This window comes from Streptomyces sp. NPDC051173 (assembly GCF_040689515.1).
GTDB lineage: Bacteria > Actinomycetota > Actinomycetes > Streptomycetales > Streptomycetaceae > Streptomyces.
Genome location: NZ_JBFBBD010000003.1, coordinates 55,445 through 79,192, shown reverse-complemented (window position 1 = coordinate 79,192; position 23,748 = coordinate 55,445). Strand labels below are relative to the sequence as shown.

22 protein-coding genes are annotated in these 23,748 nt (G+C 72.4%); 6 read left to right on the top strand and 16 right to left on the bottom strand.

What is annotated here, in order from left to right:
* Positions 1–207: 207 nt before the first annotated feature.
* The 4 genes from AB0435_RS03180 to AB0435_RS03165 form a co-directional block, all read right to left on the bottom strand.
* Positions 208–1,119 carry a M48 family metalloprotease gene (locus AB0435_RS03180; protein ID WP_366426073.1) on the bottom strand — a complete coding sequence of 304 codons (912 nt, stop codon included), beginning with the start codon at positions 1,117–1,119 and terminating at the stop codon, positions 208–210.
* A 3-nt stretch (positions 1,120–1,122) separates the two neighbouring features.
* On the bottom strand, positions 1,123–1,506 hold the full coding sequence (locus AB0435_RS03175) for a BlaI/MecI/CopY family transcriptional regulator (protein WP_366426072.1): 384 nt from the start codon (positions 1,504–1,506) through the stop codon (positions 1,123–1,125).
* Positions 1,507–1,598: 92 nt separating this feature from the next.
* A complete protein-coding gene (locus AB0435_RS03170) occupies positions 1,599–2,351 on the bottom strand; it encodes a polysaccharide deacetylase family protein (RefSeq protein ID WP_366002461.1) in 753 nt (250 codons plus the stop codon).
* Positions 2,348–3,691 (bottom strand): glycosyltransferase, encoded by a 1,344-nt coding sequence (locus AB0435_RS03165; RefSeq protein WP_366426071.1) that lies wholly within the window; start codon positions 3,689–3,691, stop codon positions 2,348–2,350. The genes AB0435_RS03170 and AB0435_RS03165 overlap by 4 nt, the downstream gene beginning before the upstream one ends.
* Positions 3,692–3,909: 218 nt before the next feature.
* Between AB0435_RS03165 and AB0435_RS03160 the strand changes: the two genes are divergently transcribed.
* On the top strand, positions 3,910–4,611 hold the full coding sequence (locus AB0435_RS03160) for a VTT domain-containing protein (RefSeq protein WP_366426070.1): 702 nt from the start codon (positions 3,910–3,912) through the stop codon (positions 4,609–4,611).
* 27 nt (positions 4,612–4,638) lie between these two features.
* On the opposite strand, the gene AB0435_RS03155 is transcribed toward AB0435_RS03160, so the two are convergent.
* A complete protein-coding gene (locus AB0435_RS03155) occupies positions 4,639–5,661 on the bottom strand; it encodes an alcohol dehydrogenase catalytic domain-containing protein (protein ID WP_366002464.1) in 1,023 nt (340 codons plus the stop codon).
* Between the two features lie 203 nt (positions 5,662–5,864).
* On the opposite strand from AB0435_RS03155, the gene AB0435_RS03150 reads away from it, so the two are divergent.
* On the top strand, positions 5,865–6,044 hold the full coding sequence (locus AB0435_RS03150) for a hypothetical protein (protein WP_366002465.1): 180 nt from the start codon (positions 5,865–5,867) through the stop codon (positions 6,042–6,044).
* A gap of 148 nt (positions 6,045–6,192) precedes the next feature.
* Here the strand turns inward: AB0435_RS03150 and AB0435_RS03145 are convergent, their stop codons facing one another.
* The 3 genes from AB0435_RS03145 to AB0435_RS03135 form a co-directional block, all read right to left on the bottom strand.
* The gene (locus tag AB0435_RS03145) at positions 6,193–6,561 is read right to left on the bottom strand and encodes a signal peptidase I (RefSeq protein WP_366426069.1); all 369 of its coding nucleotides are present in this window, start codon (positions 6,559–6,561) and stop codon (positions 6,193–6,195) included.
* Between the two features lie 68 nt (positions 6,562–6,629).
* Positions 6,630–7,343 carry a YoaK family protein gene (locus AB0435_RS03140; RefSeq protein ID WP_366426068.1) on the bottom strand — a complete coding sequence of 238 codons (714 nt, stop codon included), beginning with the start codon at positions 7,341–7,343 and terminating at the stop codon, positions 6,630–6,632.
* A gap of 266 nt (positions 7,344–7,609) precedes the next feature.
* On the bottom strand, positions 7,610–8,416 hold the full coding sequence (locus tag AB0435_RS03135; protein WP_366426067.1) for an SDR family oxidoreductase: 807 nt from the start codon (positions 8,414–8,416) through the stop codon (positions 7,610–7,612).
* Positions 8,417–8,682: 266 nt separating this feature from the next.
* On the opposite strand from AB0435_RS03135, the gene AB0435_RS03130 reads away from it, so the two are divergent.
* Positions 8,683–11,031: a glycosyl hydrolase family 65 protein gene (locus tag AB0435_RS03130; protein WP_366426066.1), complete on the top strand. Its 2,349-nt coding sequence runs from the start codon at positions 8,683–8,685 to the stop codon at positions 11,029–11,031.
* Positions 11,032–11,123: 92 nt separating this feature from the next.
* Complete coding sequence (locus tag AB0435_RS03125; protein ID WP_366002469.1) at positions 11,124–11,249, top strand: hypothetical protein; 126 nt, start codon at positions 11,124–11,126, stop codon at positions 11,247–11,249.
* A 16-nt stretch (positions 11,250–11,265) separates the two neighbouring features.
* Here the strand turns inward: AB0435_RS03125 and AB0435_RS03120 are convergent, their stop codons facing one another.
* The 6 genes from AB0435_RS03120 to AB0435_RS03095 form a co-directional block, all read right to left on the bottom strand.
* The gene (locus tag AB0435_RS03120; RefSeq protein WP_366002470.1) at positions 11,266–11,979 is read right to left on the bottom strand and encodes an alpha/beta fold hydrolase; all 714 of its coding nucleotides are present in this window, start codon (positions 11,977–11,979) and stop codon (positions 11,266–11,268) included.
* Positions 11,980–12,000: 21 nt separating this feature from the next.
* Positions 12,001–13,029 (bottom strand): DMT family transporter, encoded by a 1,029-nt coding sequence (locus AB0435_RS03115; RefSeq protein WP_366002471.1) that lies wholly within the window; start codon positions 13,027–13,029, stop codon positions 12,001–12,003.
* On the bottom strand, positions 13,013–13,672 hold the full coding sequence (locus AB0435_RS03110; RefSeq protein ID WP_366002472.1) for an alanyl-tRNA synthetase: 660 nt from the start codon (positions 13,670–13,672) through the stop codon (positions 13,013–13,015). The genes AB0435_RS03115 and AB0435_RS03110 overlap by 17 nt, the downstream gene beginning before the upstream one ends.
* Positions 13,673–13,746: 74 nt before the next feature.
* Positions 13,747–14,721 (bottom strand): chlorinating enzyme, encoded by a 975-nt coding sequence (locus tag AB0435_RS03105; protein WP_366002473.1) that lies wholly within the window; start codon positions 14,719–14,721, stop codon positions 13,747–13,749.
* 91 nt (positions 14,722–14,812) lie between these two features.
* A complete protein-coding gene (locus tag AB0435_RS03100) occupies positions 14,813–15,067 on the bottom strand; it encodes a phosphopantetheine-binding protein (RefSeq protein WP_366002474.1) in 255 nt (84 codons plus the stop codon).
* A 4-nt stretch (positions 15,068–15,071) separates the two neighbouring features.
* Positions 15,072–16,712, bottom strand: coding sequence for an amino acid adenylation domain-containing protein (locus AB0435_RS03095; protein ID WP_366426065.1), 1,641 nt, complete (start codon positions 16,710–16,712; stop codon positions 15,072–15,074).
* 346 nt (positions 16,713–17,058) lie between these two features.
* Here AB0435_RS03095 and AB0435_RS03090 point away from each other — a divergent pair, with 346 nt between their 5' ends.
* Both AB0435_RS03090 and AB0435_RS03085 read left to right on the top strand, forming a co-directional pair.
* Positions 17,059–18,456, top strand: coding sequence for a cation:proton antiporter (locus AB0435_RS03090; RefSeq protein WP_366426064.1), 1,398 nt, complete (start codon positions 17,059–17,061; stop codon positions 18,454–18,456).
* 348 nt (positions 18,457–18,804) lie between these two features.
* Positions 18,805–21,129, top strand: a complete 2,325-nt coding sequence (locus tag AB0435_RS03085) for a lectin (RefSeq protein WP_366426063.1) — start codon at positions 18,805–18,807, stop codon at positions 21,127–21,129.
* Here the strand turns inward: AB0435_RS03085 and AB0435_RS03080 are convergent.
* A complete protein-coding gene (locus AB0435_RS03080; RefSeq protein ID WP_366426062.1) occupies positions 21,096–22,640 on the bottom strand; it encodes an FAD-dependent monooxygenase in 1,545 nt (514 codons plus the stop codon). The genes AB0435_RS03085 and AB0435_RS03080 overlap by 34 nt on opposite strands.
* On the bottom strand, positions 22,637–23,524 hold the full coding sequence (locus AB0435_RS03075; RefSeq protein ID WP_366002479.1) for an NAD(P)-binding domain-containing protein: 888 nt from the start codon (positions 23,522–23,524) through the stop codon (positions 22,637–22,639). The genes AB0435_RS03080 and AB0435_RS03075 overlap by 4 nt, the downstream gene beginning before the upstream one ends.
* Positions 23,525–23,748 lie beyond the last annotated feature (224 nt).

Below are 23,748 nucleotides of genomic sequence, written 5' to 3'. Positions count from 1 at the left end.
GCCCATCGCCGCGGTCAGGCGATGTGACCTGCCATGGCGGCTGTCATGGCGGCCTGTCATGCGGAAGGAAGCCGGGAGAGCGGACCGATGAGAAGGGTTGTGCGCAGAGTAGGGATACGGGCGTACTCGAGTAAAGGGGGCAATCAGCGCATGGGGGGCGTGCGACGAGGCGCTCGCCGGGGCGGACAAGTCCGCGCGTGCCCGCGGCTATCGCCTCAGTCTGGCGGCGTCGAAGAGCCCGTCGATGCCGTGCGCGGTCAGGGCCAGGCTGGCGCAGCAGATCGCCATGAGCGCGGCGAACGCGACGGCCAGGTGACGGCGCGGAGGCGTGGGCGGTGCGAGCAGCGCCTGGACGCGCTGGGGCACGGGGCCGCCGACGGCCGCCATCGCGGCTGCCGGCGCCCGCTTGGCGGCGAGGGCCGCCCGGGCAACGGCACGGGCCACCAGGCGGCGGTCGGTGACGGTGGCGCCGGCCTGTTCGTCGGCCCACCGCTCCAGGGCGAACGCGCCGGCCCGGGCGAGCGGGCGCAGCAACGGGTTCACCGCTGCCGCGAGGTGCAGGGCGAGCAGGAAGAGGTGGTGGCGGTGGCGCAGGTGGGTGCGTTCGTGGGCGAGCAGGGCGCGCCGTTCGTCGGCGGTGAGCACGCGCAGCATGCCCGAGGAGATCACGATCCTGCCGGGGGTGCCGGGCAGGGCGAAGGCGGTGGGGGCGGGGTCGTCGAGTACGGCCAGGTCTCCGGCCGTGGGCAGGTCACGGCATTCGCGCCGGGCGTCGGCGATCGCCCGCACCCTGCGCCAGAGCGCCACCGTCAGGGCCACCGCACACACCGGTACGGCCAGGGCGCAGGCGGCGGCCACGGGCCAGTCGAAGGGGGTCGCGGCGGCCAGCGCGTGCGGTGACCAGCGTCCCTCTTCGGCGACTTCGGGGATCTGTCCGACGAAGGTGAGGCCGATCATCGCCAGGGCCGTCACCCAGGCGCCCGCGGCGACCAGGGCGGCGAGGGTGAGCATCCAGGCGGCGATGCGGGGTGGCAGTCTGCGGCCCGCCCCCGGCGCGGTCAGCGCGAGGGCCGCGCCGGCCAGCAGCGGCAGGCACAGGACGAGCCACCTGAGCACCACGCCCTAGCCCTCCGCGTGTCCGCGGAGCAGTTGCTCCAGCAACTTCTCGTCCTCTTCGGCCAGTTCGGAGACGAACCGGGCCAGCACCGCCGCCCGGTCCCCGCCGTTGTCCAGCAGGTCGCGCATCCCGGCCGCCGTGTGCCCGGCCTCGTCGCGCACGGGGACGTAGAGGTAGCCACGGCCGGCGCGTCTGCGGGTCACCAGTCCCTTGTCGTGCAGCCGGGAGAGGATCGTGAGCACGGTGGTGTAGGCGGGGTCGCCGGTCACGTGCTCGCGCACCACGCCCGCGCCCACCGGCTCACCGGCCGCCCACAGGGCCGCCAGCACTTCGCTCTCCAGCTCGCCCGGCGCCCGCCGTCCCGCCGCCGGGCCGTCCTGCTCGCTCACGCTCCCCGCTCCTTCGTCACCGGTCCGTCCCCGCTCCGGTATGGCCGTCGTCCCCACCGGCCGCTCAAACTACTACGCCCCGGGGACTGCGGTCACCGGTCGCCCTCCCCGGGAGAGCCGTGCGCGCGCAGTGGGCCGACCCTCAGATTACGCTCGCGGCAGGTGTCCAGGATCCGGGGCAGCGCGCCGAGGGTGCTGTACCAGGAACCGGGGGCGGATGTGCAGTCGGAATCGTGCAGCAGGACGGTCCCGCCGCCGCGCAGGTCCCGTGCGACGGTGCGGTGGACGGTGGCGGGGGTCGCCCGGGCCCGCCAGTCCTCGCCCCAGGCAGTCCACAGGACGGGGGTCAGCCCCAGGCGGTGGCAGGCCAGGTGGGCTCCGCCCGTCATGACGCCGTACGGCGGCCGGAACAGCAGAGGCGCCTGCCCGGTGAGTCCGGCCACGAGGTCGCGCGTGCGGGCGAGGTCGTCGTACGTGGCGCGGGGGCCGCGCAGCGGCAGCGGGCGGTGGGCCCAGCCGTGGAGGGCGATCTCGTGTCCGGCCGCGGCCATCTCCTCGACCAGTGCGGGTGAGCGCACGGCCATGGACCCGAGCAGGAAGAAGGTCGCGCGGATCCCGCGGGCGTCGAGCAGCCGCAGGAAGTGCGGGGTGGACAGGCGGTCGGGCCCGTCGTCGAAGGTCAGCGCGACATGGTCGGGGCGGCCCTGGCCCGCGAGGCCGGGCAGGAGACGGTTGCGCAGCGGCCCGACAGCGGAGAGGGCGGGTGCGGCGTGGGCGGCGGTGAGCACCGACAGTGCCGCGGCGCCGGCGCCGAGGGCGGTACGGACCGGTCCGCGGGGGATCATCGTCGGTCTCCGTCCAGGAGGTGGGTGAGCGCGGCGAAGTGCGCCGGCGAGTCGCCGTACGCCTCGGCGAGCGGGGCACCGATGCCCAGTGCCACCGTGGCGGCCACGGCCGTGGCCATGGCCGGGATGCCGAGCCGGACGGTGCGGCGGGGAGCGGTGCCCGCCGAGCGGCGGGGAGCGGGGACCCGCGGCGGTGCGGTGGGGTTGCCAGCGGCCTCGGCGATGGCCTGCGCCGGGCCGTCGGCCCGCCGGAACAGCTCCAGTCCCCGGGCGCGCTGTCGTTGCCCCAGCGGGCTGTGGAGGAGGTCGGCGAGTACGGGGCCGAGGCCGGCGGGATCACGTATCCAGGCGGCGAGGCCGGCCTCTTCCAGGGCGGCGGCGTTGGTCCGGCCGTGGCCCGGTATGCAGCGGTAGCTCGCGACCGGCAGGCCGGCGGCGAACGCCTCCAGCGAGGTGAGGCCGCCCGCGTTCTGGACCAGTACGTCGGCCGCGGACATCAGGGCGGGCATGTCCTCCACCCAGCCGAACACGTGCTCCACTCCGGCCTCGCGCAGCCGCTCGGCGAGCGCCTGGTTGCGCCCGCACACGACGACCGGCACCGCCGCGCCGCTCTCCCGGATCTCGGCGGCGGCCCGCTCCATCTCCCCCACGCCCCAGGATCCGGCGACCAGCAGGGCCAGCGCGGACTCCCCGGGCAGCCCGAACCGGGCCCGTGCCTCCCGTCGCCTGAGCTCGGTGGCGGGGGCGAAGAGGGCGCCGACCAGCGGCCTGGTCACCGTGACGGAGGCGGCGCCCCGCGCGCGGGCCTGTCCGGCGGGTACGGGATGAGCGGCGAGATGGACGTCGACGCCGGGCGCGATCCACAGGGGATGGACCGAGAAGTCGGTGAGGTAGGTGATCACCGGTACGGTCAACAGGCCGCGCAGACGCAGCGCGCCGAGCACCTGACCGGCCCCGGGGTAGGTCGAGACGACCGCGCGGGTGCCGGGGGCGATCGCCTGGAGGGTGCGGCGCTCGGCGCTGCGGAAGAGGGCGCGGGCGACGGGCCCGGGGCGGCCGGAGCGTTCGGTCGCGGCGTGGATCCGCTCGTAGCCCGCGGGGGCCGAGGTCAGGAGGCCGTGATAGGCGGCGGACAGCAGCTTTCCCAGCCGGGCCGGGAGAAGGTCCAGGAAGTCGTGCCGATCCACGTGGAATCCGTCGGACTCCAGGCGTCGGGCGAGCTCCACGGCGGCGCCGTCGTGGCCCGCGCCCACGCTTGCCGAGATGATGACGATCCGTCGCGAGGTGGCGCCGGGCAGCGGACGCGTCCGCCCGTCCGCCGGATCACTGCTGTGGAGCACGGGCGATCAGCCTCCTGGAACACGGGGAAAGCGAGGAACGGTTCCGCCCGCGGGCTGTGACCGGCCGGGCGGGAACCCCCAGGAAGCTACTACATGATGTAGAACTACGGTGATCGCGGCACCCTCGAAGCCCTGAACGGCGGGCCACGGGAACCGATCGATTCTCTACAACGTGTAGTAGCTTGACCGGACGACCCCCGCCCACAGGAGCACCCACCGTGACCACCCTCGCCCTCGGGCCGAACTGGCTCGACCCGGACCACTTGATCTCGGTCTTCGGCCTGCTCGGCATCCTGGCGATCGTCTTCGCCGAATCCGGCCTGCTGATCGGCTTCTTCCTCCCCGGCGACTCACTGCTGTTCACCACCGGCCTGCTGGTCGCCGGAGGCACGTACATCCACCAGCCGCTGTGGCTGGTGTGCCTGCTCGTGGTGGTGGCGGCCGTCCTCGGGGACCAGGCGGGCTATCTGTTCGGCCGCAAGGCCGGCCCCGCGCTCTTCCGCCGACCCGACTCCCGCCTGTTCAAGCAGGAGAACGTGGAGAAGGCCCACGCGTTCTTCGAGGCCCACGGCCCGCGCTCGATCGTGCTGGCCCGCTTCGTGCCCATCGTGCGCACCTTCACCCCGATCGTGGCCGGCGTGAGCCGCATGAACTACAGGCGGTTCGCACTCTGCAACCTGATCGGCGGCGCGCTGTGGGGCGCCGGGGTCACCGTGCTCGGTTACTTCCTCGGCCGGATCGCCTTCGTCGGGGCCCACATCGAGCTCATCCTCATCGGCATCGTCGCGCTCTCGGTGGTGCCGGTCGCGATCGAGGTGCTGCGGGCCCGGCGTACCGGCGCCGGCCTTCCCGGTCCGCGTACGGACGACACGGTCCCGGCGCCCCGCGACTCCGGCCGGCGACCGCGCTCCCGCCGCTGATCCCGTCCGGCGGCGGACCGGCCCGCGTCAGCGGACGGTGAGGACCATCCGGAACCGGGCCTCGCCGGAGAGCATCTTGTCGTACGCCTCGGCCGCCCGGTCCAGCGGCACGAGCTCGGTCATGGGGCGGATCCCGTGCCGGGCGCTGAACATCATGGTGTCCTCCACGTCCTGCGCGGTGCCGGACGGGTGGCCGCGGACGACCTTGCCCTCCATGATCAGCTGGTTCGGGCTGATGCCCAGCGGCTCGGTGTCCGCGCCGATGACCACGAGCTCGCCCCGGGGCGAGAGCCCGTCCACCGTCGCCGCGATGGCGTCGGCGTTGGCGGCGGTGGCCAGGACGACCTTCGCGCCGCCGAGGGCCCGCAGCGCCTCCCCGACGGGAGTGCCCGCCGTGCTGTCGACGTAGTGGTGCGCGCCGAGCCGCGCGGCGAAGTCGGCCTTGCCGGCTCCGCGGGCGACAGCCACGGTCTCGAAGCCCATCGCGGCCGCGTACTGCACGCCCAGGTGGCCGAGGCCGCCGAGGCCGAGCACGGCGACCCGGTCGCCCGGCCGGGCAGGGCTGCGGCGCAGCCCGTTGTACGTGGTCACGCCCGCGCAGGCCATGGGCGCCGCGTCGGTGGCCGCCAGCGTGTCGGGGATGCGGGCCAGGGCGTCCGTCGGTGCGATCAGGGCGTCCGCGTATCCGCCGTCGTACGCCCATCCGGGGACCTTCAGGTTCTCGCAGACGATGAAGTCGCCCTGCCGGCAGGGTCCGCAGTGGCCGCAGTGGCCGCCGAACCAGCCCACCGCCACCCGGTCGCCCACCTGCCAGGGCCCCCGCGTGCCCTCGCCGAGTTCGTCGATGCGCCCGGCGACCTCGTGCCCGGGGACGAGCGGGAACCGCACGCCCGGCACCATGGCCTGGACGAACAGGACGTCGCTGTGGCAGATCCCGCAGGCGTCCACGGCCACCCGCACGTGGCCCGGCCCCGGCCGGGGCGCCTCCCGCTCGACGATCTCGAACGGCTCACCAGCGGCGGCGACCTGTGCGACGCGATAGGTGCTCATCTGGATCTCTCCGGAGTGGGCGCGTAGGGCGGTCCCCCGGGAACCAGCAGACCAGCTGCGGCCCGATCCCGCGCGCCGGGCGGAGCGGATGTCCCCACCACGGCCGTCGGGCCGCGCCCGGCTTGATGACCATTTGATGAGCGTTCCGCGAACTCGGCCGTCGCGCCGGGCCCGGCGGCGGATCGGCTCATAGTGTGGGGACCATGCTCCGCACCCCGGCCCCCGAACGATCTCGCGAGGAGATCAACGCCGAGATCCGTCTCTTCCTGGCGACCCGGCAGGACCACGCCCTGACCAGGAACGAGCGCCGCGTGTACGAACGGCTGCTGGCCGAGTGGCTCGCGGCGCCGCACAGGCGCCTCCCGTGTCGCTCCCTGGTGTGAACCGGCCGCCTCTTCCCTGACGGGCCGGGCGCCCGACGGGAAGACCTCGCGACCACGACCGAGCGGGACCGGCGCCCGACCGGGTGGGCGGACGGAGCGGCGAAGGCTCAGGACCCGGCGAGCGGGCGCCTGCCGCGTGCCGCGCTGTTCACGACGGTACCGCGCAGTAGCCGGGGACGGAGGGCCAGCGGACGGTGAGCACGACGGACTCCTCCTCCGCGTACCAGGAGTGGCCGACTCCCCGCCCCCATACGACGTAGTCGCCCTGCTCGGCGAGGAGGACGCTGCGGCCGGGCAGTTCCACGCGGAAGCGGCCGCTGATGAGGACCAGCAGGGCCGTACGCCGCTCGCCGGTCACCCAGCTCGCCCGCTCGTCACCCCGCGGGTGGACGCCCCACTTGATCTCGACGTCCTCACTGTGCCGGGGGTCGGCGGCGTCCTTGAAGCGCCCGAGCAGCCATCCCCGGTCGAGTGCCGCGTCCTTGCCCGCGTTGCCCACGTACACGCTGCCGTTCATGAAACCGGAAGGTAGCAGTCGACTTCATGACTCCCGTCGGCGGCGCAGGGGTCGCACAGGTCGGATGCTCAACCCGCCGTGCCGGGTGACGGCTTCAGCGCCGACGGCACCGCCTGGGCCGCTGCCGCGATGGTCGCGACCATGGCCGCCGCGCACAGCAGGGACCAGCGGAGTCCGGCGTATTCCACGAGGGCCGCGCCGAGGGCGGCGCCCGCGGTCAGGGCGAGGATGACCCCGAGCCGGCGGGCCGCCTGCCGGCTGCCGTGCCGGAGGCCGCCGGAGTCCTGGACCAGGCCGATGAGGGCTCCGGTGAGGCCGAAGGTGACCACCAGGTCGGGCACCGCGAGTCTGCGGACGGCGGCGCAGTGCGTGCCCATCGTCAGCGCGAGCAGTGCCGTGATCGTGTGCCGGGCGGCCGGGGCGGGCGCGGGGGCGAGCCACGCGAGTGCGGTGGCCGCGGCGAGGAAGGCGGCCTCGGCCGTCAACGCGTAGCAGAACCAGTGCTGCCGTCCCCGCCTGGTGGCCAGGCGTTCGCCGAGGCCGGCCAGGACGATGCCGGTGACGAACGCCGCGATGGCGACCAGCGGGGCCAGATCGGAGTAGCCGGGAACGCCGCCGAAGGCGAAGCCCAGAACGATGACGTTGCCCGTCATCATGCCGGTGAAGACCTTCCCCAGGCCCAGGAAGCTGATGGCGTCCACCATGCCGCTCACCATGGTCAGGGCCAGGATGACCGCCGGCAGCGCTTCGCCGCCGAGGGACGCTTCGTGTGACCGGGGCAACGTCGGACTCCTTCTGCGCGGAAGTGTACGGAAAGGTCCTGCCTATCAGCGCCCCTCTGCGGGGAGCGAACAAGCGGAACCTTTCACGCCAGTTGACGCCTGCCGATCACAGGCGTGCCGCGAAGGCGATCTTGACATGCAAGGCGATTCCTGAAATTCTCCTTTTCGTCAAAGACTTACCGGGTCGGTCACGCGTCTGCTGCGGATACTCGCCCCCGGTATCCCGCCAGGGAGCACCGCATACCGGACAAGAACAATCGACCGGTTCAGCGCGGCTGGATACGGAAGTCGAACGCCGCGCTCCCGGGGTTGAAGACCGCCGCCCCGCCGTCGACGGTCAGCGTCGCGCCGTTGACCAGGGAAGCGGCCGGGGAGAGCAGCCAGCCGATCGCCTCGGCGACCTCCTCCGGCCGGCCCGGGCGCCGCGCGGGGCTGAGCCGGGTCACCTCCTCGTACGCCGCCTCGGCGCCGCCCTCCCCCAGGCCCGCCTCCTGGGCGAACCGCGTCATCCGCCGGTCGGCCATCTCGCTGCGCACCCAGCCGGGGCACACGGTGTTGGCGCGCACCCCGCGGGGGCCGTAGTCCACGGCGACGGACGAGCAGAGCTGGACGAGTGCCGCCTTGGAGGCGGCGTACGCCGCGTCGGCGATCCCGTTGCGCAGCGCGGCGACCGAGGCGACCGCCACCACGGCCCCGCGCACCTCCAGCAGGTGCGGCATCGCCGCGCGCAGCATCAGGAAGGGGCCGGTGAGATTGGTGCTCATGACCGTCTCCCAGTCCTCGACCGAGATGTCACCGACGGCCCCGCCGCGCCCGACACCGGCGTTGAGGACGAGCCCGTCGAGCTGCCCGTAAGCGGCGATGGCCGCCTCGACCAGGCCACGGACGCCGTCCGGATCGGTGGTGTCGGAGGGGTGCGCCAGGGCACCGGTCTCCTCCGCGATCCGCCGCAGCGGCTCGGCCCGCCGCCCGGACACCACCACGTGATGCCCGTCGGCCCGCAACAACCGGGCCGTGGCGGCACCGATGCCGGTCCCTCCACCGGTCACTATGACAACTCGCTGGTCCGTCATGGGCATACCTCCGACGATGATCACGTGCGGGACGTACCGATCGTACGTATCCGCACGACTCCCGGGTGCCCCGCGCCCGGCCCGGGGACCGGAACCGGCTACCGGGCGGTCGCGGTGTGAGGGCCTCCACATGCGGTGATCCGCGTCCGCGGGCATGTGCCCGCCGTGCGAGGCAAAGCTCCCCTCATGACAAAGCACCTGGTGATCGTCGCGGAGCACCGTCGGCCCGGCTCGTCGGTGGCCGTCGTCGGGCGGGAGGGCCGCGCGTGATCACGCACTCCTCGTATGCCGTCGAGCCGTGGGCGCTGCGCGAGACGCGGCTGAATCCGGATGTGCTGCCGCAGAGCGAGTCCGTGTTCTCGCTGTCCAACGGCCATGTGGGCTGGCGCGGCAATCTGGACGAGGGTGAGCCGCACGGCCTGCCCGGCTCGTATCTCAACGGGGTGCACGAGGTGCATCCGCTGCCGTACGCCGAGTCGGGGTACGGCTATCCCGGTTCCGGGGAGACGGTCATCAACGTCACCAACGGCAAGCTGATCCGGCTGCTGGTGAACGACGAGCCGTTCGATCTGCGGTACGGGCGGCTGCACTCGCACGAGCGCACGCTCGACCTGCGTGCCGGGCTGCTGCACCGCACCTGCGAGTGGACGTCCCCCGCCGGGTGCAGGATACGGGTGCGCTCCACCCGCCTGGTCTCCTTCACCCAGCGGTCCATAGCCGCCGTCCGCTACGAGGTGGAGCCGCTCGACCGCGGGACCCGCGTCGTCGTGCAGTCCGAACTCGTCGCCAACGAGCAGCTCCCGGTGAGCTCCGGCGATCCCCGGGCCGCGGCGGCGCTGGACTCCTCGCTGGAGCCCGAGGAGGACTTCGCCTCGGGCATGCGGCTGCGGCTGGTGCACCGTACGCGCGGGAGCGGCCTGCGGGTGGCGGCGGCCGCGGACCACAGGGTGACGGGCCCGGCGAGGACCCGTTCCGCCGCCGAGAGCGGGGCTGACGTCAGCCGGCTGACCGTCACTTCCGAGCTGGCGCCGGGGCAGACGCTGCGGCTGGAGAAGCTGGTCGCGTACGGCTGGTCGGGGGTGCGTTCGCTGCCCGCCGTGCGTGATCAGGTGGACGCGGCGCTGGCGGGGGCGGCCGACACGGGCTGGGAGGGGCTGGTCGGTCAGCAGCGCGCGTTCCTGGACGACTTCTGGGCCCGTGCCGACGTCGAGGTCGACGGCGACGCGCAGATCCAGCAGGCCGTGCGGTTCGCCCTCTTCCATGTGCTCCAGGCCGGTGCCCGCGCCGAGCAGCGCGCCATCCCGGCGAAGGGGCTGACCGGCTCCGGCTACGACGGCCACTCCTTCTGGGACACCGAGTCGTTCGTGCTGCCGCTGCTCACCTTCACCTCTCCGTGCGCCGTGGCCGAGGCGCTGCGCTGGCGGCAGAGCACGCTGCCGGCCGCCCGTGAGCGGGCCGGTCAACTGGGCCTGCGCGGCGCGGCGTTCCCGTGGCGGACGATCGACGGCGCGGAGTGCTCGGCCTACTGGCCGGCCGGCACCGCCGCGTTCCACATCAACGCCGACGTCGCGGACGCCGTCGTACGGTACGTGGCCGCCACGGGAGACGAGGAGTTCGAGCGGACGGCCGGCGTGGAGCTGCTGGTGGAGACGGCCCGGCTGTGGATGTCGCTCGGCCATCACGACCGGCACGGGACCTTTCACCTCGACGGGGTGACCGGGCCCGACGAGTACAGCGCGGTCGCGGACGACAACGTCTACACCAATGTGATGGCCCAGCAGAACCTGCGGGCCGCCGCCGACGTGGTGTGGCGGCACCCGGACGCGGCGGCGGCGCTGGGGGCCGACGACGAGGAGAGCGCCGCCTGGCGGGACGCGGCCGCGGCGATGGCCATGCCGTACGACGAGAAGCTGGGGGTGCACGAGCAGGCGGCGGGGTTCACCGGGCACCAGGTCTGGGACTTCGCCGGGACGCGGCCCGAGCAGTACCCGCTGTTGCTGCACTTCCCCTACTTCGACCTGTACCGCAAGCAGGTGGTCAAGCAGGCCGACCTGGTGCTCGCGATGTACAAGCGCGGCGACGCGTTCACCGCGGAGCAGAAGGCGCGCAACTTCGCCTACTACGAGCCGCTGACGGTCCGGGACTCCTCGCTGTCCGCGTGCTGCCAGGCGGTCATGGCCGCCGAGGTGGGCCATCTGGACCTCGCCTACGACTATGCGGGCGAAGCGGCCCTGATGGACCTGGAGGACCTGGAGAACAACACCCGCGACGGGCTGCACATCGCGTCGCTGGCGGGGACGTGGATGGCCCTGGTCGCGGGGTTCGGCGGCATGCGTCACGCGGCGGACGGCGTGCTGGACTTCGCGCCCGTGCTGCCGGAGAAGCTCACCCGGCTCGCGTTCACGGTGCAGGTGCTGGGGCGGCGGCTGCGGGTGGAGGTGTGCGGCTCGTCCGTCACGTACACGCTGGTGGCGGGAGAGCCGCTGGAGGTCCGGCATGCGGGGCGGCCCCTCACCGTCGACGTCACGGCACCCGTCACGCGCCCCGTGGTCCAGCCGGTTCGCCACCCGGCGCCGGACCAGCCGGCGGGCCGCCGTCCGGTGCGCCGGAGTTGATCCGCCAGGCGCCGCCGCAAGATCCGGCGGCGACGGCGGGCCGGTCAGTCCGCGCCTATATCGCCCCATCACCGCTGCGCGGTTCGGGGCCGATGGTGGAGACGCCGGAGCAGGCCCGGCTGCTGGTCGCGGACAGCCGCACCGAGGCCGGGCGGCGCGCCAGGGAGATCTGGACGCGCTTGCGGCACCCGGGACACCGTCACCACGACGAGCGGTGAACGCCCCCCGTCCCTCTCAGCCCACCGCCACGCCCACCCGCGCCGAGATCATCGACGCCAGTTCGGCGGCGCACGCGTCGAGGTAGAAGTGCCCACCCGGGTAGGTGATCGTTTCCGTGACCGACGTCGAGCTGAGCCGCCATTTCGCCAGTTGTGCCGGGGTGAAGACGTCCTCGGTGCCGCAGCAGACGACGATGGGGCTTTCCGTGACGGTCCGGCGGAGGTCCGTGACGAAGCTGTCGCAGATGGCGGAGTCGGTACGGAGCAGGGCGGCCGCGCGGCCGCGCAGCTGGGGGTGGCCGGCTATGCGGGGGTCCAGCCCGCCGAAGCGGGCGTTCACGGCCAGGACGGTCTCGTCGTCGGCGTCCAGGGGGGAGCCGGTGAAGAGTGGTGCGGCGTGGGCGGGACCCGCGTTGCCCGAGGCGAAGAGGGTGGTGCAGCGAGCCTGTCCGGGCGGGTTCTCCAGCCGGGCCGCGAGGGCCAGGCCCAGGTAGGCGCCCATGCTGTGGCCGAAGATCGCGAAATCTCCGGTCGCGTCGGGGAGTTGTGCCAGCAGATCCTCGACCGCGTCCGTGGCGGAGCCGAGCGGCTCCTCGCGCCACCGGCGGCCGCGGCCGGGGAGTTCCAGCGGGATGGGTTCGATCTCGGGCGGCAGGGCCTTGACCAGGGAGTCGAAGACCCGGGCGGTCCCGCCCGAGTGGTGCAGCAGGACCAGCGGGAATCGGTTCATTGCCTCACCTCTGCTGAAGGGTTACGGTCTCGCCTCCACCGAGGCGTCGGGCGCGGCGCCCGGAGCGAGCTCCGCCGGGGCCGTCGGCAGGGGATCCGCTGGTTTCCGGCCCTGCTTCGAGTCCACGTACCGCCCCATGAGGGCGCTGAACAGGATGAGCCCGCCGCCGACGAGCTGGGCCGCGCCGAGGTGGTCGCCGATCAGGAACACCGCGAAGAGCGCGGCGAAGAAGGGTTCGGTCGACAGGACCAGCCCGACCCGGGTCGGGCTGGAGACCTTCGCGGCGTACAGCTGCACCAGGAACGCGAAGGCGGTGCCGAGGACGCCGAGGTAGAACACCACGAGCCAGGCGTTCCCCGGCACGCGGGTCATCTCGTGCCAGGACTTGCCGGGGGTGGTGAGCGCGAGCAGCAGCCCGCCCGCCGCGACGACCCACAGCTCGATCGCGGTGACCCGCAGCAGCGACAGCTCCCGGCCCTTGGTGCGCGATCCGAAGAGGGTGATCTGTCCGGCCCGGATCAGCGCGGCGGCGAGGATGATGAGGTCGCCGCTGCGTACGGACAGGCCGTCGTCGAGAGTGAGCAGCGCGCAGCCGGCGAGCGAGACCACGGCGAGGAGGTAGATGGAGCGCGGCATCCGGACCCGCAGGAAGGTCCGTTCCATGAGCGGCACCAGCATCACGGAGAGCGAGATGAGGAAGCCGGCGTTCGAGGCCAGGGTGTAGCGGACCCCGAGCGTCTCCAGGAAGAGGATGCCGAAGAGGAGGGCGCCGAAGAGCAGGCCGAGCTTCAGCTCGTCCCGGTTGACCCCGCGCCACAGCCGGAGGGAGAGGAGGCTGACGGCCAGGGCTCCCATGGAGAAGCGCAGGAAGAGGAAGACCGGTACGGACATGAAGCGGCCCGACCACTGCATGGCCACATAGGTCGATCCCCAGACGACGGCGACGGCGAGGACACCGAGGTCGACGAGCCAGTGGCGGTGCGACGGAGCTGCGGGGGTCGCGGGCGGCCCAGCGGCCGCGGCCCCTTCGGCATCACTCGACGTGGTCAACGGTGTACCCGACCTTCAGGATGCCGCCCTTGGTCTTGACGGAGCGCAGGGAGAATCCGGTCAGCAGGCTGAGCGAGGTGACGTGGGTGCCGCCGCAGGGGTCTTCGCCCAGGCCGTCGACGGTGATGATGCGCTGGTCCCCGCGGTCGGTGGCGAAGACCTTCCGGTTCGACTCGATGGCGGCGCGGGTGCTCTCCTCCACGCTCGCGGCGAGCCGGTCCAGGTCCGGCTTGGTGTCACCGAGCTCGAACTCGATGCGCGCCTGGCCGGGGAAGTGGTTGCTCACCTTGTGCTTGAGGCCCGTGGCCCGGATGAAGCCGTCGACGACGTGCCCGCAGGTGTGCAGCGCCGCGTGCCGGCGGCGCAGTTCCGGATCGACGGCGCTGGTGACGTCGGTGCCCACCTCGAACTTCTCCCCGCAGGCGAGCCGGACCACGGGTACGTCGCCGTCGAGCACGCGGAACGGGCCCGCCTCGGCTCCGTTCACGGTTCCGATGTCGCTCGGCTGGCCGCCCCCTTGAGGATGGAAGATGTTCTCCGCCAGCGTCACCCACGAGCCCTGCTCGCCGTCACCGGCGTCGATCACCTGGGTCTCGGCGGTGAAGCGGTAGGTGTCTTCCAGGTAAGAGTGGCGTTGCCGCATCGGCGTCTCTCCTCTTGCGTGCGCGTTGCAGGTGGGGCGCAACCCTAGTTGTCGCCCCACCACTTGACAAACGATCAGACCCGGCGCGGCACGAAGGGGTAGCCCCGCCGGCTCTCCCGGGCGATCCGGTTGATGCCGTACTCGTCCTCGCCCGCGACGACCACCGCACCGTAACGGTCCAGCGGGATGCCACCACCGTATTCGGCCACGGTCTCGGTGCCCGGGTAGACCTGCACCTTCGTCGGGACGTACCGGGTGGCGAAGCCCATGCGGTAGTCCTTCTGGCCGCCCGTGTGCGGCAGCGAGGCGTGCATCAGGGTGGACCAGAAGATGACCGCTTCGCCGCGCTTCATCACCAGCGGGAAGGCCTGGGACTCGTCGGGCTTCCAGTTCGGGTCCTTCTGCAGCTGCCGGTAGTCGTAGCCGAAGAAGCCGCGCTTGACGCCTTCCTTGTCCTGCCCGTTGATGGAGTCGGGGTTGTAGTCCATCGGCTTGGACTCGTCGTAGTTCATGCTCCGGTGGGTGCCGGGCATGAGCTGGAGGCAGCCGTTCTCCCTGGTGGAGTCGGTGAAGGCGGTCCAGACGGTGATGGTGCCGCCGAAGGCGGGCTGCCCGTCCTCCGAGGGCCAGGCGATCTGCGGCTTCTTGCTGGCGTTGGCGAAGGTGGCGGCCTGGTGCCAGTCGGTGCCCTCGTCACCGGGGTACTTGGGGAAGAACTCGGTGCGCCAGCAGAGCAGGTCGGGGCCGAGGATCGAGGTGACCCGGTCCACGATGGCCGCGTTCATGATGTGCTCGGAGAGCAGGTCGACGTCCAGGTGGCGGTCGTAGTTGGAGATGTTGGTGCCGCCGCTGAGGGCGTCGAGCGGGTAGATCGCCTTGGAGCGGTCGGGGAGCTGGCGCCGGATGCGGTTCCAGCGCTCCTCCATCTCCTCCGGCTCGTAGATCTTGATCGGGCCGATGAAGCCGTCCCGCTCGAACTTGGCGAGGTCCTCGGCGCTGAGCCGGAAGTCCGTCTTCTCGCCGGCGGCCTTCTCACTGGCAGTCGTCATGCGTGGATCACCCATTCTGTTCCGTGCCGAGCGTGCGGGGATACTCCGGAATTTCGTCGTACGGATGGAACGCCGGGGCGGGACGGCCCGGTCAGCCGGTCCGGGACAGGAGCTCGGCGACGGCCTCGCCGATGCTGCTCTCGAACAGGACCTGGATGTCCAGTTCGGCGCCGAACCTCTCCTTTACCCGCTCGTTAAGCTGGAGGGCGAGCATCGAGTGGCCGCCGAGGTCGAGGAAATTGTCCTGCGCGCCGGCCTCCGGCTCCTCCAGCAGGTCGACGATCCAGGTGACGACGGTGCTTTCGGCTTCTGCCGAAACCGGTGCGGTGCGAAGCGTGTCAGACACGAATTCAGTCCATTTCTTCCCAGGTTCGGGCCACTGCTGCCCGATCGGTCTTTCCATTCACGGTGCGCGGCAGTTCGGTGAGCAGCCGGTAGCGGGCCGGCTGCATATACGAGGGCAGTTTCGCCTTGATGTACGTACGCAGGTCCCGGGTCCGCACTCCGGCGCCTTCGCGCGGGACGACCGCGCACACGAGCCGGGAGTCGCCGGCTTTGAACTCCCGTACCCACACGACCGCGTCGGCCACGGATTCGTGGCCGCGTACCGCGGACTCGATATCGCTGAGTTCGATGCGGTGGCCGCGCAGTTTCACCTGGAGGTCGGCCCGGCCGTGATAGACGAGATCGCCGTTCGGCCGGGCGCTGACGAGGTCGCCCGAGCGGTAGTAGCGGTGTGCGGTCCCCGGCTCCGGGCCGTCGCCCGACGCGGTCGGGAATCGCTCCGCGTTGAGTTCGGGGCGGTTGAGATATCCGTGGGTCACCTGCGGTCCGGACAGCCACAACTCGCCCGGCTCGCCCACCGGGACGTCCCTGCCGTCCGCACCGACGACGCGGGCGCGGAAGCCCGGCAGGGGTGGCCCGATGACCGAGTCGTCCCCCGTCAGATCGGCCTCACCGATCTCGTGGTGGGTGGCGTGCACGGTGGTCTCGGTGATGCCGTACATGTTGACGAGGCGGGGCCGTTCGGTACCGAACCGCTTCGCCCAGGGCCGCAGCGCCGCCGGTGCCAGCTTCTCCCCGCCGAAGATCACATACCGCAGGCCGGGCAGGTCACGTTCCCCCTTCAGCACCGCGTCCGTCAAGGCCGAGAACGCGGTCGGGGTCTGGTTGAGCACCGTGATCCCGTGGTCGGCGACGACGGCCAGCACCTGGTCCGGGGTGCGGGCCGCGTAAGGGGGCAGCACCACCAGACCGGCGCCGGTGGACAGCGCTCCCCAGATCTCCCAGACGGAGAAGTCGAAGGCGATGGAGTGGAAGAGCAGCCAGCGGTCCTCGGCCGTGAAGGCGAACAGCCGCGAGCTGCTCGCGAGCAGGGCCACCGCGCTCCCGTGCCGCACGGGCACACCCTTGGGCTTGCCGGTGGTGCCGGAGGTGTAGATGACGTAGGCGGTGTCACCCGGGTCCGGCCCGGGGGCCGCCGGAGGCGCCGGGCGGCCGCGCAGCGCCGCCAGCAGCTCCCCGCCGATCACCCGTGGTCCGGCCGGCGCGCCGCCCTGTCCGCCGTCCCCGGTGCCGAGGCCGCCCGGATCTCCGACGAGGACGGCGGCTCCGCTGTCCGCGAGAATGAATTCGTTACGGGCCCTGGGGTTTCTGACGTCCAATGGCACATAGCAGGCACCGGCCTTCAGAATCCCCAGCATGGCCGCGACGGCCGCCGCTCCGGGGTCCATCCGGAGCGCCACCCGGTGGCCCGCCGTCACGCCTCGGGCGCGTAACTCCTGGGAAATTCCGTCGGCCCATTCATCGAGCTGACGGTACGAGAGGGCCGCGCCGTCGGCGATGACGGAAATCCGGTCCGCGCCGCGTGCCACAGCGGCGTCGAACAATCCGACGAGAGTGGCCGGGGATTCGTCGGGAGCGCTTGCCGACTCGTCGTCCTCGGTGGCCGCGGGGAGTTCCGAAGGGCGCGTCAGCGGGGGTGGAGACACAGTAACTACCCTCCAGCGTAGGAGAGCTCGGCACGGCGAACTGCACCGAGTGTCGGTCTGCGACAGACCATGCCCAACTTCTGTAACCCACGTAACATCAAATGGCCGGATGTGATCACCGTCACGTCACCCCTCAACGCCCTTTCGGTCGGGGCCCCGATGGGATTCACTTGCAGTCGCTTTCGCTCCGCCGACCCGGCATCCCCCGAACTTCAACGGGGCGAAGACATATGGGAGTTGGCACAACTTGGCAACCATTCCCACCCGCGCGGCTCCGCCGGAAAGCCCCGGCCGGACCCCGCGCCGATCGCTCTGGATCGCCCTTTCGGCAACGGCCTTACTGCCCTTGGCCGTTCTGGCCTACGCCCTCGTGACGGCCCGCGAGGGCGGCACGCCACCACCGGAATCCGGCAGGGCACAGGCGTCCGCTCCCCTGCTGGACACGGTCGGCCATTTCTTCCTCGGCGCCTGTCTCGTTCTCGTCGCCGCCCACCTCGCCGGCCGGCTGGCCACCCGGCTGGGGCAGCCGAGCGTGATCGGCGAGATCTGCGCCGGACTCGCCCTCGGACCCACGCTGCTCGGCCGGATCGACCCCGACCTGATGCGCTGGCTGTTCCCGGAGAAGGCCGTACCCATGCTGAACGGCCTCGCCCAACTCGGCCTGGTCATCTTCATGTTCGGAGTCGGGCAGGAGCTGGGCTCGATGCGCCTGCGCGGCACCGCCCGCCAGGCGCTGCTGGTCAGCCAGGCGTCCCTGCTGGTGCCCTTCGCGGCGGGCGCGCTGCTCGCCGTCCCCCTGACCGACCGCTACCTCGGAACCGCGGGCGAACCCGTGGCCTTCGTCCTCTTCCTCGGCTGCGCGATCAGCATCACCGCCTTCCCCGTACTCGCCCGGATCCTCGGCGATCTCGGCCTCACCCGCACCCGGCCCGGGCGGCTCAGCCTGTTCGCCGCCGCGGTCGGCGACGGAGGCAGCTGGCTGCTGCTCGCGGTGACCCTGGCGATCGCCCAGGGCTCAGGGCCCTCCCGGCTGCTGGTCGACGTGGTGGCCGCCCTGGCCATCACCGCGGTGTTCGTCGGACCGCTGCGCCGGCTGCTCGCCAGGTGGCCGGACCCGGGCGAGGCGGACGGCGGCGGGCCCGCGAGCACGCCCGTGCTCTCCGTCCTGCTGGTGGCGGGCATCACCGGCACGGCCGTGCTCACCGCGAGCGTGGGCGTCCACCAGCTCATCGGCGCCCTGCTGGTCGGGCTCGCCTGGCCCGTGCGCCGCCGCTGGGCGGCAGCCGCCGCGGCGCCCCTGACCAGCACCGCCCGGACGGTCCTGCTGCCCTTCTTCTTCCTGGGCTTCGGGCTCTCGGTCGACCTGGGGTCACTGCGGATGGACGGCACCACCGCGCTCGTCCTCGCCGGTCTGCTGCTCACCGCCGTGCTCGCCAAGCTGGTGGGACCGGGCCTGTGCGCCCGGCTGACCGGACTGCCCTGGCGTGAGTCGCTCACCCTCGGGGTCCTGCTCAACACGCGCGGCCTCACCGAACTCGTCGTGCTCCAGATCGGCCACGAGGCCCGCCTCATCGACGACCAGATGCTCGGCCTGCTCACCGTCGTCGCCCTCGTCACCACGGCAGTCACCGCACCGCTGCTGCGGCTGACGGGCGCCCACACGCTGCGCGGGACGGCGGAGGAGCCCGGCCGCGCGCCCCTGGCCGGAGCGCCGGACGCCCCGGCTCCGGCCGCCCGTCATTGACGTCCCGTCATATCGCTTGCCGGCAGGGAGCCCGCCTCAACCGGGCCAGGAGCACAAGGGTCACCGCAGGCCGCTGAAGTGCCGGGCGGGGGAACAGGGCGCGCGATATCCGCGCCGTTGGGCCGAACGACGGAGTCGTTGGGCGTGGTCGACGGCCGGGCCTCGGCGGCGGATGCGACTCTGCCTGTATCCCTTTGGACAATCCGATCAGCCGCACGGCCCGCTGCCGCTCCGCGTGAGACGGCAGCCGGCGCGGCGCGTTCCGGCCGGCACCGTGGAGGCGAGTGAGTCGTGGTGGAATGCGGGCGGTCCGGGCGACCGCGACGCCGTGGACGGCTGGCCGGAGCGGTGGTCTCGGGCCTGCTGCTGATGCCGGCGCACCTGCTCGGCACGGGGCGGGCGGCCGCCGCGCCCGGCCCGGTGGAGGATCCGGCGTCGCTGGTGAACCCGCTGATCGGCACGGCCGGTTCCGTCAACACCTTCCCCGGCCCCGACATGCCGTTCGGCATGCTCCAGTGGGGCCCGGACACCACTCCGCACCGCGCGTACGGAGGAGGCTACGAGTACCGGGACGGCAAGATCTCCGGCTTCAGCCTCACCCATCTGTCGGGACCCGGCTGCCGGGCCGCCGGGGACGTGCCGATCCTGCCGGTCACCGGCCACCTGCCCAGGAACCCGGGTGACGCCGTGTCCGGTTTCAGCCACGCGCACGAGCACACCGGCATCGGCTACTACGGCGTGACCGACGACTCCGGCATCACCACGGAGCTGACCTCCGCGGTCCGGGCGGGACTCGGCCGCTTCGCCTTCCCCCGGGGCACCACTTCCCGTCTGCTGCTCAAGCTCAGCGGAGGCGCCACGCAGGTCGACGGCACCCGCGCCCGGGCGGTCGGTGACCGCGAGGTCGTCGGCGCCGTCGACAGCGGCCACTTCTGCGGCGCCAAGAACCGCTACACCCTGCACTTCGACATCCGCTTCGACCACCCCTTCACCGACAGCGGCACCTGGACGGGCGGCGCCGTCCGCCCGAACCCCCACAGGCGCACCCCGTCCGCTCCCCCGGCGCCGGGTACGGGCGGGATGTATCTGACCTTCGACACCAGGACCGCCCGGAGGGTCACCGCGGCGGTCGGCATCTCGTACACCAGTGACGCGGGCGCCGCCCGCAACCTGGAGCACGAGGTGGGGCGCCGCGGGTTCGACGACATCAGGCAGGGCGGTCACGACGCGTGGAACCGCGTCCTGGGGCGCGTGCGGATCGGCGGCGGAAGCCACGACCAGCAGGTGCAGTTCTACACCGCGCTCTATCACGCGCTGCTGCACCCCAACGTCTTCTCCGACGCCGACGGCCGGTACGCGGGCATGGACGGGCGGACGCACACACTCGCCGCCGGGCAGCGGGCCCAGTACGCGAACTACTCCGGCTGGGACACCTACCGCTCCCAGGCGCAGCTGATGGCCATCATCGCGCCGCGGACGGCGAGCGACGCGGTCACCTCGATGCTCAACGGCTACGACCAGACGGGGCTGCTCCCCAAGTGGGCGCAGAACAACGGCGAGAGCCATGTGATGGCCGGGGACCCGGCCGCCGCGATCATCGCCGGGACCCACGCCTTCGGAGCCCGCGGTTTCGACACCGCGCACGCGCTGGAGGCGCTGGTCCGCGAGGCGACCGAGCCCAACGCGAACCGGCCGGGCGAGGCGGTACGCGACGCGCACGGGTATCTCCCCGCCGACCACACCACCTGGGCGTGCTGCAACTTCTACGGTCCGGTCTCCACCCAGCTGGAGTACGACAGCGCGGACTACGCCCTCGCCGCCATGGCCAGGTCCCTGGGCCGGCACGACACGTACCGGCGCTTCGCGGCCCGGGCCCAGGACTGGCGGAACGTCTTCAACCCGCGGACCGGCTACCTCCAGGCCAGGCTCGCCGACGGCCGGTTCGCCCCCGGCTTCACGCCCGCGACCGCCTACGGCTTCATCGAGGGCACCGCCTCCCAGTACACCCCGATGGTGCCCTTCGACCTCAAGGCGCTGATCGCGGCGCGGGGCGGTCCCAAGGCGTACGGCGGCTACCTCGACAGCCTCTTCACCGACCTCAGGAGACCCAGCGGCACCAACGCCGACCTCGGCAACGAGCCGAGCCTGGGCATCCCCTGGCAGTACGACTACCTCGCGCAGCCCTGGAAGACGCAAGGGCTGATCCGCCGGATCCAGCAGACGCTCTACTCCAATACGCCCGCCGGGTCCTTCGGCAACGACGACCTCGGGGCCATGAGCTCGTGGTACGTCTTCTCCGCGCTCGGGATGTACCCCGAGACCCCGGGGACGGACACCCTGGTGCTCGGCAGCCCGCTCTTCCCCCGGGCGGAGCTGACCCTGGCGGAAGGCCGGACGCTGCGCATCGACGCCCCGCAGGCCAGGCCCGACGCACCGTACGTCAGGGCGCTGACGGTCAACGGCAGGGCGTGGGACAAGTCCTGGATCGGCTTCGGCGCGCTCCGCCGCGGCGGCAGCCTCGACTACACGCTGGACAGCCGCCCGCACACCGACTGGGCCTCAGCCCCGGAATCCGTACCGCCGTCGGACACGACGGGCCTGCGGGAGGTCCACACCACCGGTGACCACCGCGGGGCCCGTCACCTCTTCCGCACGAACCACCGGTCCAGGTAGGACCTGAGCGCCCGGTCGTCGGCCGCCCGGGCGCGCAGCCCGATGTGGCCGTCGGGCCGTACGAGCAGCAGGGTGCCGTCGGACGGCTGCTCCGTCCGGATCCGGAACAGCGCGATGGGCATCACGTACTTCTCGGTCAGTTTCCTCAGCTCGGAGGTGTCGCCGCCGTCCCCGGTGAGCAGCAGGGACCAGCGCTGGTAGGAGAGCAGGTCGTGCAGGCTGCCCGGGCCGGTCCCGCTGGTCACGGCCAGATCGGGGAGCCGGTCGCCCGGGCGTGGCAGGCTCCGGTCGCCCCGGCCGGCGGACAGCGTGCTCGCGCGGTGATTCCTGGCGAAGTCGCTGAGGACCAGGGTCCCCTGGCGTTCGAGGCGTTCGCTGCGGAGGACGTGCGGGAGGAGCAGGCCGATCGCGGCGAGGGCGGGGCGGTTCGGGGGCAGCTCCAGGACGTTGCGGCGCATCTGGCGCATCACTTCCCGAGCCGTGTGCCGCTGCTCGGTGCTGTAGGTGTCGAGCAGCATGTCGGGGGCCCAGCCGTGGTGCACGGCGGCGAGCTTCCAGCCGAGGTTGTGCGCGCCGAGCAGACCGGTGTTGAGGCCGTGGCCGCCGATCGGCGCCCACAGGTGGGCGCTGTCACCCGCGAGCAGGGCCGGGCCCTGGCGCAGCGTGGCCGCGAGGCGGTCGTGGAAGCGGGAGCGGTTCGCCCAGTGCGGGTCGGTCGGCACGAGGCGGACGCCGTCCTCCCCGGTCGCCCGGGAGACCAGGGCCTCCATCTCCCGCTGGCTCGGGGGCCCTTGGGGGTGGGGGGCGGGGTCCGGGCAGAAGGCGAAGAACCGCATGCCGCGGCCGGGGACGACGTCGGTGATCAGCGTGACGCCGTGGTTGATGAAGATGCGGGTGACCGCGGGGTCGTAGGGGTGGCTCCAGTCGGGTTTGGCGTTGAGTTGCACGCACTGGAGGTTGCCGCGCTGTTTGCCCTCGAAGGGGATGCCCACGGACTTGCGCACGATGCTGTGGGAGCCCTCGCATCCGATCACCCACCGGGAGCCGATCGTGCGGGTGTGCCCGTCGGGACCGCGCAGGTCGACCTCGGCGCTCCCCTCGCCGAGCCGTACGGCCACGGCCTCGGTGGACCACTGGACGTCGGGGCCCAGTTGGCGGAGGCGGTCGCGGAGCAGGCGCTCGACGGCGTCCTGCTCGATGGAGAGCGGGCCGGGGAACGCGGTGTCCGGCATGAGCGCCTTCTGGACCCCGGCCGGGCGGCCGCGCACATAGAACTCGGCCCTGCTCAGCGGCAGCCCCTCGTTCATCAGCACGTCCGCGCACCCGAGGTCGCGCATCGCCTCCAGGGCGCGCTGCCAGATGACGCTGGCCCGGAGTTCGTGTTTGGTGCCGGGGCTCTTGTCGACGACCACGGTGTCGATGCCGTAGCGGCGCAGGGCGATGGCCAGGGCCAGGCCCGTGGGCCCGCCGCCGATGACGACGGCGTCGCGTACGTCCCGGACGGCGCTCATGCCGGACCACCGCCCTTGCGGATGAACTCGATCAGGCGCGCGAAGCTGTCGTCGCCGTGTCCGGCCTCGATCCCCCGGCCCACCAGGTCCTGGCACAGCTCGGGCAGCCCGGAGGACACTCCTCGCAGTTCGCCGGCGTGGGCGAGGACATCCATCGTCATGTGGTGCAGTCGCAAGGGGAATTCGCCTCCCGGATACCGGCCCGCGTCGACGTGCGGCGCGTACGTGGTCATGAAGGTGCGGACGGTCTTCATCCAGCGGTCGGCGACGGCTGTGTAGGCCGTCGCCGTCACGTTGCCGCCCGGTCCGTCGGCACCGATGAGCGCCGCTCCGTGCAGCCAGCCGGTCAGGGTGCCCCACATCAGGGCCAGGAGGGCGGTGTCGTAGACGGAGGGCAGCGCGGGGTCGGAGCCCAGGTGCACCGGGTCGCCGAGGGCGGCCAGTGCGGCGCGGCAGTCGTCGAAGCCGTCCCGGGGTCCGCCGAGGAGGAGCAGGACGTCCGGGGTGCCGATGCCCTGCGGAGTCGTCATGGTGACGCCGTCGAGATAGCGGATGCCGTGCTGCCCGGCCCAGGCGGCCGTCTGCCGGGCATGGCGGGGCGAGCCCGAGGTGAGGTTGACGACCGTGCGTCCCGCGAGGTCGCCGGCCACCGGTGCGAGGACCGCGTGGACGGCGTCGTACGTCGCGAGGCAGACCACCGTCAGCGGGCTCGCGGCCACGGCCTCTCCGGCCGTGGCCGCCTCCGCGGCGCCACCGGCCACAAGGGCGTCCGCCTTGCCGGGAGTCCGGTTCCAGACGGTGGTCCGGTGGCCCGCGGCCAGGAACGCGCCGGCCAGTGCCGCGCCCATCGGCCCCAGACCGAGTACGGTCACATCGGCACACATGATTCCCCCCTGCCTCATGCATCAATGCGGGACCCGTGTCTTCCCCTCGCGTCCGGCATTCACCTCTTTCTTCCCCGGAGGCACCTCGCTACGCGCGGGGAATTCCCCGGGAGGGCGCACAGGGGCGCATTCGGAGGGCTCACGGAAAGAAAGCCCGGCGCGCGTACGCCGAAGGCCCACCGGACAGTGGGACTTTCGCCCGTCGCCAATGCGCGTACCCGGCC

Coding starts and splice junctions, on each gene's coding strand:
- AB0435_RS03170 (WP_366002461.1), bottom strand. CDS start 2,351: ATGATCCCCCGCGGACCGGTCCGTACCGCCCTCGGCGCCGGCGCCGCG.
- AB0435_RS03075 (WP_366002479.1), bottom strand. CDS start 23,524: ATGTGTGCCGATGTGACCGTACTCGGTCTGGGGCCGATGGGCGCGGCA.
- AB0435_RS03155 (WP_366002464.1), bottom strand. CDS start 5,661: ATGAGCACCTATCGCGTCGCACAGGTCGCCGCCGCTGGTGAGCCGTTC.
- AB0435_RS03150 (WP_366002465.1), top strand. CDS start 5,865: ATGCTCCGCACCCCGGCCCCCGAACGATCTCGCGAGGAGATCAACGCC.
- AB0435_RS03145 (WP_366426069.1), bottom strand. CDS start 6,561: ATGAACGGCAGCGTGTACGTGGGCAACGCGGGCAAGGACGCGGCACTC.
- AB0435_RS03110 (WP_366002472.1), bottom strand. CDS start 13,672: ATGCGGCAACGCCACTCTTACCTGGAAGACACCTACCGCTTCACCGCC.
- AB0435_RS03105 (WP_366002473.1), bottom strand. CDS start 14,721: ATGACGACTGCCAGTGAGAAGGCCGCCGGCGAGAAGACGGACTTCCGG.
- AB0435_RS03125 (WP_366002469.1), top strand. CDS start 11,124: ATGGTGGAGACGCCGGAGCAGGCCCGGCTGCTGGTCGCGGACAGCCGC.
- AB0435_RS03080 (WP_366426062.1), bottom strand. CDS start 22,640: ATGAGCGCCGTCCGGGACGTACGCGACGCCGTCGTCATCGGCGGCGGG.
- AB0435_RS03135 (WP_366426067.1), bottom strand. CDS start 8,416: ATGACGGACCAGCGAGTTGTCATAGTGACCGGTGGAGGGACCGGCATC.
- AB0435_RS03120 (WP_366002470.1), bottom strand. CDS start 11,979: ATGAACCGATTCCCGCTGGTCCTGCTGCACCACTCGGGCGGGACCGCC.